Below are 15,355 nucleotides of genomic sequence, written 5' to 3'. Positions count from 1 at the left end.
ACAAAACCTCAACAGGTGTTGCATTTTTGTGCCGACATTTGGCGGGTGATAGTTAAGCTTTTGTAAAAGTTGAGGACGGGCCCGGCAGGCTGGCTAACCTTAAACGCAGTGACCGTATAAGGAGCCCGCCATGTCCCGTTTTGCGTTGAACGTTCTGCTCGCCAGCCTGCTGATCTCTCCGGCTCTGTATGCTGCGGACGTCCGTGTGGAGGTGCTGCAGCGCAAGCTGGATCACCCCTGGTCGATGGCCTTTTTGCCGGATAACAAAGGTCTGCTGATTACCCTGCGCGGTGGGCAGCTGCGACTCTGGCAGGAGGGGAAAGGGCTTTCAGACCCGCTGGTGGGGATTCCGCGGGTGTGGGCGAACGGGCAGGGTGGTTTGCTGGATGTCGTGCTGGCGCCCGATTTCGCGCAGTCCAGAAGGGTCTGGCTGAGCTATGCCGAAGTGGGCGATGACGGTAAAGCGGGCACGGCGGTGGGCTATGGTCGGCTGAGCGATGACTTAACGCGGCTTGAAGCTTTCCAGGTTGTGTTCCGACAGATGCCGAAACTTTCTACCGGCAACCACTTTGGCGGCCGTTTGGTGTTCGACGGCAAGGGCTATCTCTACATTGCCCTTGGTGAAAACAACCAGCGCTCTACGGCGCAGGATCTCGATAAACTGCAGGGCAAAGTGGTGCGCCTGACCGAAGAGGGCAAAGTGCCATCGGATAACCCGTTTGTGAACCAGCCCGGCGCGCGGGCGGAAATCTGGTCATACGGCATCCGTAATCCACAGGGCATGGCGATGAATCCCTGGAGCCATACGCTGTGGCTGAACGAGCACGGGCCACGCGGGGGGGATGAAATTAACATTCCGCAGCGCGGAAAAAATTACGGCTGGCCGCTGGCAACCCACGGCATCAACTACAGCGGTTTGCCGATCCCGGAGGCCAAAGGTGAAAAAGTGGCGGGCACTGAACCGCCGCTTTTCTTCTGGAAGCACTCTCCGGCGGTGAGCGGTATGGCGTTCTATAACGCCGATAAGTTCCCGCAGTGGCAGCACAAGCTGTTTATCGGAGCGTTAAAGGATCAGGAAGTGATCGTGCTGAACGTCGACGGTAATAAGGTGACGGAGTCGGAGCGCATTCTGGGCGACAGAAAACAGCGCATTCGCGATGTGCGAATCGGACCCGACGGTTATCTGTACGTGCTGACCGACGAGTCCGATGGGGAACTGCTGAAGGTGAGTCCGGCTGCCTGAGATCAGGTTACCGGGATCATCACTATGTTCTGATACGCCGGGCGGCGGGCGAGCTGCTGATACCAGCGCTGTAAGTTCGGATGGGGCTGCCAGGTTTTCACCGTTTCCAGCAGGTTGTAAACGAACGGGGCGACGGCAATGTCGCCGGTACCAAACTCGTCGCCCGAAAGCCAGGTGGAGTTCGCCAGCGCATCATCCAGGATGGTGAACAGCTTTTCGCACTGCGCGATAGCGGCCTCAATGGCGGCGTGGTCGCGTTTTTCCTCTGGCGTGCGCACCAGCCCCATCAGAATCACCCGATGCGCCGGAGAGAGCGTGCCGTTGGCCCAGTCCATCCACTTTTCACCCTGCGCGCGCTTCGCCGGGTTGCTTTGCCACAGGCTACCTTCGCCGTACTGCGCGGCGAGATAGCGCACGATGGTATTGGATTCCCACAGGGTGATATCCGTCTCGTCGTCATGCAGTAGCGGCACCAGCCCGTTGGGGTTTTTGGCGAGATAGTCAGCGTCGTGATTCAGGCCAAACTCCAGCCCGGCCAGGATCTGATTGTAGGAAAGACCGAGTTCTTCCAGCGTCCAGCGAACCTTTTTAACATTGGTAGAGTTGTTTCTGCCCCAAAGCGTAATCATCGTTACCCCGTTTTTCAGCGCATAAGTGAAGGCTCATGGTCGAATAAATTCAACCTTCATACAACCACGATCAAAAAAATTGTCCGGTTTTCAGCACAACGCGCCGTTCTTGCGTAAACTTTAAAAACTTTACCAACGCATTGTTTCTTTAAGATCATTTCTACGTTATTACTCACCGCCTGTTGTTACACGGCGTCGGTGACGTAACGTGTGTTTTGGAATGGATACTTGGGTGGCTTTTATGACGCGTACAGTTGTTTCTCCCCGCGGCCTGGCGGCAGGCTCTCTGCTTTTACTCCTCGTGGCACCTGCCTTACAGGCTGCCGATGCTGTTCAACAACCGGAAGCTCCGCCGGTCGATGCCAAAGCCTGGATCCTGATGGATTACAACAGCGGCAAAGTGCTGAGCGAAGGCAATGCCGACGATAAACTCGATCCGGCGAGCCTGACCAAAATCATGACCAGCTACGTGGTCGGGCAAGCAATTAAAGCCAATAAAATCAAACTGACCGACATGGTGACCATCGGCAAAGATGCATGGGCGACGGGCAACCCCGCGCTGCGCGGCTCGTCGGTGATGTTCCTGAAGCCTGGCGATCAGGTTTCCGTGGAGAACCTCAACAAAGGGGTGATTATCCAGTCAGGGAACGACGCCTGTATTGCACTGGCGGACTTTGTCGCCGGTAGCCAGGACTCCTTCATCAGCCTGATGAACAGCTATTCGCAGAAGCTCGGCCTGACCAACACCGTGTTCAAAACCGTGCACGGCCTGGACGCACCGGGTCAGTTCAGTACCGCCCGCGACATGGCATTGCTGACCAAAGCCATGATCCACGACGTGCCGGACGAATACGCCATTCATCAGGAAAAAGAGTTCACCTTCAATAACATTAAGCAGCCGAACCGCAACCGTCTGCTGTGGAATACCAGCCTCGGGGCGGACGGCGTAAAAACGGGGACCACTGCGGGTGCGGGCTACAACCTGGTATCCTCCGCTAAGCAGGGCGATATGCGCCTGATTGCGGTAGTGCTTGGCACCAAAACCGACCGCATACGCTTTAATGAGTCTGAAAAACTGCTGACCTGGGGTTTCCGCTTCTACGAAACCGTCACGCCAATCAAGCCTGACGCCACCTTCATTGAGCAGCGAGTGTGGTACGGCGACAATAGCCAGGCCAAGCTTGGCGCGGGGGAAGCGGGTTCTATCACGCTGCCGCGTGGTCAGCTGAAAAACCTGAAAGCGAGCTACACCCTGAATCAGCCGCAGCTGACTGCGCCGCTGGCGAAAGGGCAGATTGTTGGCACCATCGACTTTAAGCTCAATGATAAAACCATCGAGCAGCGGCCGCTTATCGTGATGGAAGCGGTCAATGAGGGCGGGTTCTTTAACCGGATAGTGGACTTCGTGATGATGAAATTCCACGAGTGGTTCGGGGGCTGGTTCTCTTAACCACATTACCGGGCGGCGGCTCCGCCTTACCCGGCCTACAGGCTACACGGCCTGTGAATGCAATTACTTATCAAACAGCAGCGTGATGCCGCGCTGCTTTGCCAGCGCCGTCAGCTCGTCATCCGGGCGGCGGTCGCTGGCGATAACGTCAAAGCGAGCTAATTCGCCCATCCTCGCCGGTCTTACCTTGCCAAATTTACTGTGATCAACCACCAACACGTGCTTTTGTGCGCTGGCTAACGCCCAGTGTTTTACCGGCAGCTCATCAAGATTAAAGCAGGTTACGCCGAGTGTGGCGTGAACGCCTGCGGCGGAATAAAAGGCGACATCGGGACAGAGATGGCTCAGGGTGTCTTGCGGGCTGAGCGGCTTGAAAATGGCGTTGCTGGCGTGAAACTCACCGCCGCAGAGGATGGCGCGGCACAGCGGTTTTTCCTGCAAAGCCAGGAAGATGTTCAGGGAGTAACAAACGCCGGTAAACGGCAGGTCGTCGTCGATGGCGTCAATAATCCACGGCGTGGTGGTGCCGCAGTCGAAAAACGCCATCTGATGGGCTTTGAGCAGCTTCACCGCCTGTCGGGCGGCCTGGCGCTTTTCATCCACCAGGCGGGTTTTCTGATCGCTCAGTAAATAGTGGCTGGCGCTGCGGGGTTCCAGCACGACGTAGCCGCCGAGGAGGACGACAGGCCCGCTGTGGCAGTTGAGGTCACGGCGAACGGTCATCTCAGAAACGCCGAGCAGCGCGGCGGCTTCCTTTAGGTGGAGCTTATCGCTGCGTTTAAGAGCCTGAATAAGCTGACTGATTCGCTCATCGCGCCGTGTTTCCATAGAACCCCTGTAAACCTTCATGCCCTCCGCATCAGGCGGAGAGTCCGGCGGCGATTTTACCTGTGCCGCCGGGCTTAGTCACGTATCCAGCCCTTACGGATAGGCAGAGCAAAGCAAAAACGATACGCGGCCTGCAAATGACGGTAGATGGCCTGGCCAAACATCCGCCACATGATCTGGGCAGCGAGACAGCCGCTGAGACCTGCGAGGAAGCCGCCGACCATATCCAGCGGCCAGTGGACGCCAAGATACACGCGGGACCAGGCAATGGCGCAGCCGATAGCCAGCAGGAAAACGCCGGACCACAGGCGATGCCAGAACAGGAAGGCGAGGGCAAACGTGAAAATCACCGTGCCGTGATCGCTTGGGAAGGAGTCATCGGCGGAGTGATGCAGGAAATTATAGCCGATACCGTCGACAAAGGGCCTGTCATGCGGATAAATGTGCCCAATAGTCCAGGAGAGCAGCAGGCTGACGCCAATGGCCATCGCCACCTTAATCACCAGCTGGCGCTGGGCGCAGACCTGCGTGCGTGGCCCCCACAGCCAGAGTACGACCGCCAACAGGGGAACGAGGCTTATCAGATCTTTGGCGATGAAAATCGCGAGTGAAATCATCCACTGCGGCGACGCAGGCGTGGCGTTAATCCAGTAAAACAGCGAAGTGTTCAAATTTTCCAGCATAGCGTGCGGACTCTTACAGTTTGATGACCATGCTCACCTTAAAAATCACAGCCGGTACGGTAAAGAGGGATTATCTTAATTGTCCGGGGGTTGCGATTTGTGTTCAGCCAGCGTTTATCTTTCTGCTTACAAGGCTGGCAAGTATAGGGTCCGCAACTTAAGCGAACCTTAAACGAGTAAAATTGTGCTGTAACAGGGTGTTTCACGCACTTTTCGCTACCGCCATCCGCTATCATTCATTACACTTCACGCGATTTTTTACCGTTAAGAGATTGCATGCAAAACCCTTCACTTTCAGGTAAACGCCTCGGTCGTCAGGCGTTACTTTTCCCGCTCTGTCTGGTGCTTTACGAATTCTCAACCTATATCGGCAATGACATGATCCAGCCAGGCATGTTAACAGTGGTTGAGCAGTTTAACGCCGGGATGGAGTGGGTGCCGACCTCGATGACCGCCTATCTGGCAGGAGGCATGTTCCTGCAGTGGCTGCTCGGGCCGCTGTCGGACCGTATTGGCCGTCGTCCGGTGATGCTCACCGGCGTGGTGTGGTTCATCATTACCTGTCTGGCAACGCTGCTGGCGCAGAACATCGAACAGTTCACCTTCCTGCGCTTCCTGCAGGGCATCAGCCTGTGCTTTATTGGCGCGGTGGGCTATGCGGCGATTCAGGAGTCGTTTGAGGAGGCGGTGTGTATCAAAATCACCGCGCTGATGGCGAACGTGGCGCTGATTGCCCCCCTGCTCGGGCCGCTGGTGGGTGCCGCCTGGGTGCATCTCGCGCCCTGGGAAACGATGTTCGTGCTGTTTGCGGGGCTGGCGCTGATCTCCTTCTTTGGTCTGCAAAGAGCGATGCCGGAAACCGCGACGCGACTGGGCGAAAAGCTCTCAATCAAAGAGCTCGGTAAAGACTATGGCCTGGTACTGAAAAACCTGCGCTTTGTGGCGGGTGCGCTGGCGACCGGGTTTGTCAGCCTGCCGCTGCTGGCGTGGATTGCACAATCGCCGGTGATCATCATCAGCGGCGAACAGGCCAGCACCTATGAATATGGCATGCTGCAGGTACCGATTTTTGGCGCGCTGATTGTCGGCAACCTCGTGCTGGCGAAGCTGACTTCACGCAAATCCGTGCGCTGGCTGATTATTGCCGGCGGCTGGCCGATTATGGCGGGGCTGGTTATCGCCGCGGCGGCAACCGTTGTCTCCACCCACGCCTACTTGTGGATGACTGCAGGTCTGAGCGTTTATGCCTTCGGGATTGGGATTGCTAACGCGGGCCTGGTTCGTCTGACGCTGTTTGCCAGCGACATGAGTAAAGGCACGGTGTCGGCGGCGATGGGCATGTTGCAGATGCTGATTTTCACCGTGGGTATTGAGGTGAGCAAACACGCGTACCAGTTCGGTGGAAACGGCCTGTTCAGCGGGTTTAACCTTGCCAACGGGATTCTGTGGCTGGGGCTGATTGTCTACTTCCTGAAAGATAAAACGGTCGGCAGTTCGCAGCAGTAACCTGTTTTTTTACCTGGCCTACGGGACCTGTAGGCCAGGTAAAGCGAAGCGCCACCTGGCATTCAAACGGTTAATGAAAAGGCGCTTCCCGCCTCAAAACTTTATCAATCACCTGCAAAACGCCTTCATCATTGTTATGCGGTGCGCGGTGATTCGCGGCCTCAACCGCTGCCTCGCACGCGTTCTGCATTGCAAACCCAAACCCTGCCTGGCGTAGCATCTCCAGATCGTTGCCGCTGTCGCCGAACGTCACCACTTCACTGTCCTCAATGCCCCAGCGCTGTTGCAGAATGCGCAGGCCGTTGGCCTTATGCACGCCCGGGATGATCAGGTCGATGTTGCCATGCCCGGTGGTGACGGCGGTCATCAGGTCGCCGACGCCTTCGTGCAGGGCTTTCTGCACCTCCGGCACCAGCCTGTCCGGCAGGTTCAGGCCAAATTTCAGGAAGGTATCGTCCAGATTATCGAAGCTGTCGACCAATTCGAGGCGGTGATAGTAGAGCGCCGCCATCGCTTTCAGTTCGTCGTTATAGCGCTTCAGCGTATAGGCGCTGCGTTTGCCGCAGGCGATGATTTCCACGTCCGGCAGGGTGTGGAGAAAGTCCACCACCTGACGGAAGTGCGCTAAAGGCAGCTCGCAGTTGAAGATGTCCTGGCCTGCATCCCTTACCCAACCGCCGTTTTCCGCCACGAAGGCAATCTCATCGGCAATCTCCGGAAAGAAGGAGATCAGTTGCCAGTACTGGTTGCCGCTGGCGACCACAAAGCGAATGCCCTGTTCCTTCAGCTGCTGATACTGGGCGAGAAAGCGCGTCCGGTTGTAGCGCTTTTCATCGTTGAGAAAGGTTCCATCCATATCGACGGCAATCAGTTTGATACTCATCATGCACTCTCCGTAACGGGTTCAGATTCAGGTTTGGCGACCGCGCGGGCCACCAGGGCGGCGACAATGACCAGCGACAGCACCGCCAGCATGGCGCTGCGCAGGCCGTAATGTTCGCCGAGGAAACCGAGCAGCGGCGGGCCAACGAGGAACGCCAGATAGCCAGTGGTGGCGACAACGCTGACGCGGGTGGGTGCGTCCGGGCCGGTGTCGCTGGCGGCGGAAATGGTCAGCGGGAAGCCGAGCGACGCGCCGAGTCCCCAGAGGATAACCGAGACGCCAGCGACCCAGTCGACGTCGACAAAAATAATGAGTGCGATGCCGAGTGCGCCCATAATCGCACTGGCGCGGACCACGGCCACGCGGCTGTAGCGGTCGATAAACCAGCCGCCGGTGAAACGCCCGACGGTCATGCCGAGGGTGAAGCCTGCATAAATCAGCGAGCCCGAGGTCGGGCTGAAGCCGTGACCGTCCACCATCAGCAATGGCAGCCAGTCGTTAGCGGAGCCTTCGGCAAATGCCATCGCCAGCACCACCACACCAATCAGCATCAGCTGCCCGTCGCGCCAGAACGGAACGCCTTTTTCGTGATGCTCACTGTTTTCAGCCGTGTTTTTGCCTGTGCCGTCCGGAATGGCTTTGATGGCAATGGCGATAGGCGCGATGCCGCAGAGCGCGGCCAGCAGAATATGGATGGTGGCCGACAGACCAAAGGCCGTGAGTGCCATGCCGATACCTGCGCCAACGAGCGTGCCGAAGCTGTAAAAGCCATGCATCATCGGCAGCACGGTCTTATTCATTTCACGTTCGACGGCGGCGCCTTCAACGTTAATCGCCACTTCGGCGGCACCAAAGCTTGCGCCAAACACCATCAAACCAAAGGCGAAGCAGTAAGGCGAGGCGAGCCACAGTGCGATGCTAAGCATCATCATCCCGACCAGCGCACAGGACATGGTGGTGCGGATAACCTTGCGGGTGCCAAAGCGCTTCACCAGCCAAGCCGAGCAGAGAATGCCGCTCATCGAACCAATCGACAGGCCAAACAGCACAATGCCCATTCCGGCGGTGTTCACTGACAGAATGTCACGGATGGCGGGCGTTCGCGTGGCCCAGGAGGCCATCAACAGGCCCGGTAAAAAGAAGAACATAAACAGCGCCCACATGCGCAACTGCAGGGCCCGGCGGGAAGAAAGCGACGTCATCCGTATACTGCCTGTACAAAAAGAGGGAGAGACAACACTAGCAAGGTTGTGTACATTTGTACATAAATCACATAAGGAAAAATGATGGCCCGTAGACCCAACGATCCGCAACGACGCGAAAGGATCCTGCAGGCGACGCTGGACACCATCGCGCAGCATGGTATTCAGGCCGTCACGCACCGCAAAATCGCCAGCTGCGCCGATGTGCCGCTGGGGTCAATGACGTATTACTTCAGCGGTATCGACGCGCTTCTGGAGGAAGCGTTCAGCGGCTTCACCGATGACATGCTGGTGCAGTACAAAGCATTTTTTGCCGAAGTGAACTCCCCACAGCAGGCCTGTGACGCCATCACGCAGCTGATTTTCAGCGCCCAGGTCACGACGACGCGCAACATGGAGCTGATGTATCAGCTGTATGCGTTTATCGGCTGCAAACCGGCGCTCAAAAACGTAATGCAAAACTGGATGCAGGGCAGCCAGCAGGTGCTGGAGCAGTGGTTTGATTCGGCCACGGCTCGCGCGCTGGATGCGTTTATCGAGGGGATGACGCTGCATTTTGTGACGGACCGCGCGCCGCTGGGCAAGGAGGAGATTCGAGAAATGGTCGGGAGAATTGCCCGCCTGTGAAAGCGGGTTATTTGATATAGGAATCGAGTACTTTCAGCACCACATCCAGATCGGCCTCGCGCTGAACTTCATCTTCCTGATGGACGATATGCTCCGTCAGATGGCCTTTGATCACTTCCCGCATTAACCCGTTCACCGCCCCGCGAATGGCGGCAATTTGCTGCAGCACTGCTGCGCACTCGTGCGGCTCATCGAGCATATTTTTCAGGGCGTTAACCTGACCCTGAATTTTGTTCGCGCGGGTTTTCAGCTTGTGTTTATCACGGACAGTATGGGACATGCTTGGTTCTCCACGGCGGTAAAAGTGGGGCCATAATACCATTGGCGATCTACTGGGGGGGAGTAGAATGCGTCGCATCAATGCCTGACGAGATAACACCCTATGACCGATTTCACCACCCTGTTTCAGCAGGGCAATGCCTGGTTTTTTATTCCGAGTGCAATATTGTTAGGGGCTTTACACGGCCTCGAGCCCGGCCACTCCAAGACCATGATGGCAGCATTTATCGTGGCAATTAAGGGCACGGTCCGGCAGGCCGTGATGCTGGGGCTGGCGGCGACGGTGAGCCATACGGCGATTGTCTGGATAATCGCGTTTGGGGGAATGTACATCAGTCAGCAATTTACCGCGCAGTCGGCGGAGCCCTGGCTCCAGCTGGTTTCTGCGGTCATTATTCTGGGCACCGCGTTCTGGATGTTCCAGCGTACCTGGCGCCATGAAAAAAACTGGTTGCAGGAAATGCAGTCGCAGCATCATCACGACCACGACCACGACCACGACCACGACCACGACCACGACCATCATCACGATCATACGCATGCTGAACTGGCGGGGCTGGAGCAGGGTTCACGTGAATATCAGGACGCGCATGAGCGCCATCACGCCAATGAAATCCAGCGCAAGTTTACCGATCGTGACGTTACCAACGGGCAGATCCTGCTGTTTGGGTTGACGGGGGGTCTGATCCCATGCCCTGCAGCGGTGACGGTCATGCTTATCTGTATTCAGCTGAAAGCACTGGCCCTGGGGGCGACCATGGTTATCAGTTTCAGCATTGGACTGGCATTAACGCTGGTAACTGTAGGGGCAGGGGCCGCGATAGGCGTTCGCCATGCGGCAAAACGCTGGAGCGGGTTTAACAAAATTGCCCGGCGTGCACCTTACTTTTCCAGCGTGCTGATTGCCGTGGTTGGTGTTTATATGGCTGTACATGGCCTCAGCGCCATTCTGAAATAATCTAGCCGCTGGTGGTTGCACCTGCCGTGAGGTTAACGACGGTGGCGGTCATGGAATTTGCCCGTTCTGATGCCAGGAAAGTCATCAGCCCAGCCACTTCTGCAAGCGTAGGCAGGCGTTTAAGCATTGTGCTTTGCGCCGCGCCACCTAACCACTGCTCTACGGTTATGCCCATCGCCTGCGCCTTTGGTGCAAAGATTTCGGCGGTATAAGACCCGGCTGCGACCGCATCAACAATGGCGTGAGAACGCACGCCAACCACCCGAATGTTTTTTGGTCCAAGCTCACTGGCGAGCGATTTAACAAATGCTTCAGTGCCCGCGCAGCCGACAATATGACCCAGATGATTTGGCATCACCATTGCGCCTGCGGGTGCGACGACCGTCAGAATGACACCCGCCCGCTCACCACCCATATGTGGTGTCACCGCTTTTGAAATATTGAACATCGCTGATAAGAACGGATCGAATCCTTGCCTGAATTCGGACAGGCTGAGCGCCAGAATCCCTTTACCCTGATCGTGCATAAAACCCGTGGCATTCACGACGATGTCAATTCCGCCGGTTTGTTGGGCGAGTTTTGCTGCCTGGTCGAGCGTGGATTGCTCATCAAGAGCATCAACGATGAGGGTATTTGCATTGAATCCTGCCGCGCGTACTTCGGCCACAGCATTATCGAGTCGAGCCTGTTCGCGCGCGAGAAGCCAGACCCGAGCACCTTCCCGCGCCATCGCCAGCGCGACCGAACGGCCTATTGCGCCGCTGCCTCCGAAGATTACGGCCACTTTGCCCTGAAGCATCATCACTATTCCTCACGCATTTCGCCTTTGAAAAGTATGGGTGAGAACTTGTGCGGTGCAAGCCAGGCGCAAAGCGTAATGCTGCGACATACTGAACCATTGTGATTGTTTTTTAATCAGAGGCCTGGTTATGAAGACAGAGATTAAAGGTGGGATTGATATCGCGTTGAAAGTGCCGCCGCACCAGTATCAGCAGACGATAGCGTTCTATCGCAATACGCTGGGGCTGGAAGAAATCACCGATAAGCCGCCCGCGACAGGGTTTGTTCTCGGACCCAACCGGCTGTGGATTGATGAAGCCCCGGCGCTGAGCCAGGCCGAAATCTGGCTGGAACTTTTCACTCCCAATTTTGCACAGGCAGAAAAACAGCTGGAAGAGAAGGGCGTGGTCCGGTGCGATGCCGTAGAACCCTTGCCCGAAGGCTTTAAAGGAGGCTGGATCATGAGCCCGTGCGGAATTGTGCATATGGTCAGGGAGGAGGGGGCGTGGTGAGTAATTTGTTGATCGGAATGGAGTTCGGGATTTCAGGCTACAAAAAAAACATTTGTGTAAACGGGTTAGTAAAAACAGCGACTTGTAAGATAATCAATAAGTTAGTTTAGTGGTGAGAAGTGACGATTACGGGGTATTGCCAACCGCTGTCGCCACTTTGTCGGCACTTTCGCGATTAATGGACGCCTCTATTTTTAGCTTCCATATCCATCATGAAATCTGTCATGTAGTTAGGATTGAAATCCAACCCTTTAGTTTTCCAGTAAGCCGCTCTCTGAATATCTTTAACTTTCTGATCCATCATAAAATCAGTCATATAATTAGCATCAAAGTTGTAACCTTTAGCATTCCAGTATTTAGCTCTTTGTATGTCTTTGACTTTTTGGTCCATCATAAAACTTGTAGTATAGTTTGCATCAAATTCATATCCTTGCAACTTCCAGTACTTTGCTCTTTCTATATCTTTGACTTTTTGATCCATCATAAAACTTGTTGTGTAATTTGGATCGAAGTTATACCCTTTCAACTTCCAATATTTTGCTCGTTCTATGTCTTTTTTCTTTTGTATTTCCATGAAATTTTCTCCAGAGTAATAATTGTTACTTTTAGGAGGAGAGGAATTTATAGGGTTAGAGCTATAGGAATTAGGTGTGACAGAATTTGAGTGATAAGATGGGTTGCCAAGATTTGGGTATGAATTAGAAGGATATTCTTTTGTGCCTGCTCTACCCGTATAAGGGTTTACATTGCCTCTTGTGCTCCAATTGTTATAAAAGTTATGGTCTGGTGCTGTACGGTAGTGCGGTTGTACATAAGTACCATTACTTCTAAAGTATCCATTAACGTGAACATTACCTCCTTTTGAAAAGGTACAAAAGGAGAGTAGAGCTATTGATGTAAATAAAAATAGGCTAATGATTTTTTCTTTTAACATTTTAATATGAAGCGCTGTTTTAGAAAAATATGAGGAATGTGTGATGATAGTATCATCTTTTATTCCTCATAAAACAGAGATGTAAAGAATATTTCAGTTTTAACTAGCATGCATAGTAGCTAACGGGTTGAAACGTAAGGCGGTTTCAAGGTGATCTGGGGTTAAATGAGCATAGCGCATTGTCATTTTTATATCGTGGTGTCCAAGGGTTTTTTGTAAGGCAAGGATGTTCCCACCGGACATCATAAAGTGTGCTGCGAAGGTATGCCGCAGAACGTGAGTAAGCTGCCCACGAGGAAGGATAATGGAAGTCCTGTCCATCACAGCTGAAAACTGGGAGTAGCAGTCAGTAAAGAAATTGAAGCCATCCAGGGCAATAATTTCCTCATACAGCTCTTCGCTTATCGGAATGCTGCGGTTTTTTTTGCCCTTAGTTCTGACAAACGTGATTCAGTATTTCGTGACTTGAGATCGCGTGAGGTTCACTGCTTCGCGCCAGCGTGCTCCGGTGCTCAGACAGATTTTCACAACCAGAGCGAGTGGGGGCTTTGACGCTCGCAGTCGTAGAGAAGTTCTGTGATTTGTTCATGTGTAAGCCAGGCCATTTCCTTTTCGGCAATCGTGAACTTGCGCATGCTTTCCAGTGGGTTTGGTGCTGTCCATTCTCCGAGCCGTTCCAACTCACTAAAAACGCTACTCAGATAGCTTTGCTCCAGATTGATAGTTACCGGGCTGGCACCTTTCTTCCACTTCTCACTAAAGTAGATTTCACCTGTCAGCCGCTTGTCACGTTAATGCGCGAATAATTTCGATCTGAGATCAGTAGCGAGAGGGTTTCCGAGAGCATCGATCATCAAGACCAGCTTGTCGTAAACATGTTTGCCAGCGGTCAGGGATTTGCCGTGCAGCTTGAACCAGAGTTCTACGACGTCTTTCAGAGTCCGGGGGTCTACCGATTCACCCAGCCAGGGCTTAGCCTTCGTTTCATCTATAGTGTGGCGCTCAAAAGCTAATGCTTCGCTTTTAGTGGCAAACAGCTTACGCACACGCCGTCCACTGTGCCCGGCGGGGTTGCATTCACAAATCCATTTTCCTGTGTCGAGTTTTCGTACTGCCATAAAAAAGCCCTCATGTCTGAAGGCTAAATTTAACTGTATATATATCCAGTTTTAATGTTTGTAAATCAGAAATCAAACATCACTTTTATTTGGGGATTGAATCACTCAGATGTCGTGTTTGAAAGCCTAAGCTATAAAAGTCATTGTAATAATCGGAAAGGTTGTAGATTCTCAATATTATACGATTGCATAATATCCTCAAAATTTTCACTTCACGAACCAACGGGATTATTCCGACCTCATCAGATTTGTTTCCGTGAGCGGAGTTATTGCGTTGTTTGAAGCTTATCAATTCTAAATCTCCTAAAGAAAGGTTTAGTAGTTCATAAAATCTACTTGTTAAAATTGAGTGTGGAGTTTGATTCAAACTTGATAGTTTATTTGAAAGTAATCTTCTTTCATCCTCAGATAAGCCGGTGGAATCCTCTAAGATTGTACTTAACGATTTATAAAGGGGCTTCCATAAAGCTTTGCTGATAAGTTTTTGGTTGAAGTCAGTGGCATTGTTTTCTATATATTTACGTTGGATGAATTCTAAGCTGGCTCCAAACCCAACACCCTTGAGGTGTAAAGGAGAAGCTACGGCATGCCAATATAGCCATGAAAAATGCGAAAAATCATAATCATCATAAGAAGTTACAATCTTCTGAACCATTAATCCAATTTCGTTTTCTCCAAGGAATAAATAATTTGTATCTGCAGGATGTAGCGGTGAAGGAGGAAGGCTATAAGATGAATGATAAAGATCATTTATTGCCGATTGTGTATGGATTTCGCATTCAACAGAATTATAATTCTCATCTTTTAAAACACTTGAAATATGGATTAATTTGCAACCCAATATAAATGATAATGCGTTTCTTATTTTCTTTCTCAGATCGCTGTTACACTTTTCACTATAAAGAATGAATCCAGGGTTGTATTTTTTATCAATGTTTGGACAATCCGTTCTTCCAAAAAAAACATCCAAATTATTAATCCGAATGTTACAGCAATTTGAGTTGCTCGAAAAATTATCTCGATTCTCAGTGAATGAAATGGTGTTGTTTACTGACTTAAAATCTCTAGTTGTTTTTTTCTCACTTTTTTCGTTAACACTTGAACTCCAATGATAATTCCCAATATCCAGATTTGTAATCCAGTCAATTGTGAATTTATCCTTTCCTAAATTATTTTCTGAATCATTTGATTTTTTTAGGTTATTTATTGCACACGTAATTGTAGCAACGATTTCATGCTCATTGTGTACGATATTTTTATTAATTAATGTTATGCCAGTGATTTCTAACCTGACATTTTCATCGAAAATATTTTCTAAGGTAAGAAAACCATCAGTTACGTATACCTCACCAGCTCTTCTTTCTGGTTCTTTATAAAAGTAATCATTTGAAAAATGTTGATTAACAAGTTTGTATGTTATTTTTAATTTTAAACTAAGCTTGTCGTCTCGAAATATTTCGAAAGAGTGAAAGTTGTTTGAAATACGATCACTTTCTTTTAATTGCCAATGGTTTGATTGGATATTTTCTAAGTCTTCCCATCCAAGATTCATGCGGATGATCCTTCTATTAAATTTGAGGTTCAGTGTTGATATGACTCGACCTTTCATTGATATATCATTTAAATTACTTATAAAGCTTATAAAGCTTATAAAGCTTATAAAGCTTATAAAGCTTATAAAGCTTATAAAGCTTATAAAGCTTATAAAGCTTATAAAGCTTAT

Annotated in this window: 15 protein-coding genes and 1 pseudogene; 6 read left to right on the top strand and 10 right to left on the bottom strand. The window is 51.9% G+C overall.

Annotated features, from left to right (window positions below; genetic code table 11):
* The first annotated feature begins 130 nt into the window (after positions 1–130).
* Complete coding sequence (locus CRO87_RS17740; RefSeq protein ID WP_097164251.1) at positions 131–1,243, top strand: PQQ-dependent sugar dehydrogenase; 1,113 nt, start codon at positions 131–133, stop codon at positions 1,241–1,243.
* A 2-nt stretch (positions 1,244–1,245) separates the two neighbouring features.
* On the opposite strand, the gene CRO87_RS17735 is transcribed toward CRO87_RS17740, so the two are convergent.
* The gene (locus tag CRO87_RS17735; RefSeq protein WP_097164250.1) at positions 1,246–1,872 is read right to left on the bottom strand and encodes a glutathione S-transferase family protein; all 627 of its coding nucleotides are present in this window, start codon (positions 1,870–1,872) and stop codon (positions 1,246–1,248) included.
* 241 nt (positions 1,873–2,113) lie between these two features.
* Between CRO87_RS17735 and dacC the strand changes: the two genes are divergently transcribed.
* Entirely contained in the window at positions 2,114–3,322 is a 1,209-nt protein-coding gene (gene dacC, locus CRO87_RS17730) for a serine-type D-Ala-D-Ala carboxypeptidase (protein WP_097164332.1), read from the top strand.
* Positions 3,323–3,385: 63 nt separating this feature from the next.
* On the opposite strand, the gene deoR is transcribed toward dacC, so the two are convergent.
* Entirely contained in the window at positions 3,386–4,150 is a 765-nt protein-coding gene (gene deoR, locus CRO87_RS17725; RefSeq protein WP_097164249.1) for a DNA-binding transcriptional repressor DeoR, read from the bottom strand.
* Positions 4,151–4,224: 74 nt separating this feature from the next.
* Positions 4,225–4,833 carry an undecaprenyl-diphosphate phosphatase gene (gene ybjG, locus CRO87_RS17720; RefSeq protein WP_097164248.1) on the bottom strand — a complete coding sequence of 203 codons (609 nt, stop codon included), beginning with the start codon at positions 4,831–4,833 and terminating at the stop codon, positions 4,225–4,227.
* 276 nt (positions 4,834–5,109) lie between these two features.
* Here ybjG and CRO87_RS17715 point away from each other — a divergent pair, with 276 nt between their 5' ends.
* Positions 5,110–6,339 (top strand): MFS transporter, encoded by a 1,230-nt coding sequence (locus CRO87_RS17715; RefSeq protein WP_097164247.1) that lies wholly within the window; start codon positions 5,110–5,112, stop codon positions 6,337–6,339.
* Positions 6,340–6,409: 70 nt separating this feature from the next.
* Here the strand turns inward: CRO87_RS17715 and CRO87_RS17710 are convergent, their stop codons facing one another.
* Both CRO87_RS17710 and CRO87_RS17705 read right to left on the bottom strand, forming a co-directional pair.
* On the bottom strand, positions 6,410–7,222 hold the full coding sequence (locus CRO87_RS17710; protein ID WP_097164331.1) for a Cof-type HAD-IIB family hydrolase: 813 nt from the start codon (positions 7,220–7,222) through the stop codon (positions 6,410–6,412).
* Positions 7,222–8,424 (bottom strand): MFS transporter, encoded by a 1,203-nt coding sequence (locus CRO87_RS17705; protein ID WP_097164246.1) that lies wholly within the window; start codon positions 8,422–8,424, stop codon positions 7,222–7,224. The genes CRO87_RS17710 and CRO87_RS17705 overlap by 1 nt, the downstream gene beginning before the upstream one ends.
* Before the next feature lie 84 nt (positions 8,425–8,508).
* On the opposite strand from CRO87_RS17705, the gene CRO87_RS17700 reads away from it, so the two are divergent.
* Positions 8,509–9,051, top strand: a complete 543-nt coding sequence (locus tag CRO87_RS17700) for a TetR/AcrR family transcriptional regulator (RefSeq protein WP_097164245.1) — start codon at positions 8,509–8,511, stop codon at positions 9,049–9,051.
* Between the two features lie 7 nt (positions 9,052–9,058).
* On the opposite strand, the gene rcnR is transcribed toward CRO87_RS17700, so the two are convergent.
* Positions 9,059–9,331, bottom strand: a complete 273-nt coding sequence (rcnR, locus tag CRO87_RS17695) for a Ni(II)/Co(II)-binding transcriptional repressor RcnR (RefSeq protein WP_097164244.1) — start codon at positions 9,329–9,331, stop codon at positions 9,059–9,061.
* 102 nt (positions 9,332–9,433) lie between these two features.
* On the opposite strand from rcnR, the gene CRO87_RS17690 reads away from it, so the two are divergent.
* Positions 9,434–10,288, top strand: a complete 855-nt coding sequence (locus CRO87_RS17690) for a nickel/cobalt efflux protein RcnA (RefSeq protein ID WP_097164243.1) — start codon at positions 9,434–9,436, stop codon at positions 10,286–10,288.
* A 1-nt stretch (position 10,289) separates the two neighbouring features.
* Here CRO87_RS17690 and CRO87_RS17685 read toward each other — a convergent pair whose 3' ends face one another.
* A complete protein-coding gene (locus CRO87_RS17685) occupies positions 10,290–11,090 on the bottom strand; it encodes an SDR family NAD(P)-dependent oxidoreductase (RefSeq protein ID WP_097164242.1) in 801 nt (266 codons plus the stop codon).
* 127 nt (positions 11,091–11,217) lie between these two features.
* Here CRO87_RS17685 and CRO87_RS17680 point away from each other — a divergent pair, with 127 nt between their 5' ends.
* Positions 11,218–11,580, top strand: coding sequence for a VOC family protein (locus CRO87_RS17680; protein ID WP_097164241.1), 363 nt, complete (start codon positions 11,218–11,220; stop codon positions 11,578–11,580).
* A 175-nt stretch (positions 11,581–11,755) separates the two neighbouring features.
* Here the strand turns inward: CRO87_RS17680 and CRO87_RS22790 are convergent, their stop codons facing one another.
* The 3 genes and pseudogenes from CRO87_RS22790 to CRO87_RS22600 form a co-directional block, all read right to left on the bottom strand.
* Complete coding sequence (locus CRO87_RS22790; protein WP_217992676.1) at positions 11,756–12,514, bottom strand: hypothetical protein; 759 nt, start codon at positions 12,512–12,514, stop codon at positions 11,756–11,758.
* Between the two features lie 99 nt (positions 12,515–12,613).
* Positions 12,614–13,632, bottom strand: a pseudogene (locus tag CRO87_RS17670) (tyrosine-type recombinase/integrase).
* 85 nt (positions 13,633–13,717) lie between these two features.
* The coding region (locus tag CRO87_RS22600; RefSeq protein WP_217992675.1) for a hypothetical protein at positions 13,718–15,355 on the bottom strand (1,638 nt) is incomplete at its 5' end.

This window comes from Enterobacter sp. CC120223-11 (assembly GCF_900215375.1).
Taxonomy (GTDB): Bacteria; Pseudomonadota; Gammaproteobacteria; order Enterobacterales; family Enterobacteriaceae; genus Scandinavium.
The sequence above is the reverse complement of the archived record's forward strand: the minus strand, read 5'-3'. Positions and strand labels throughout refer to the sequence as shown.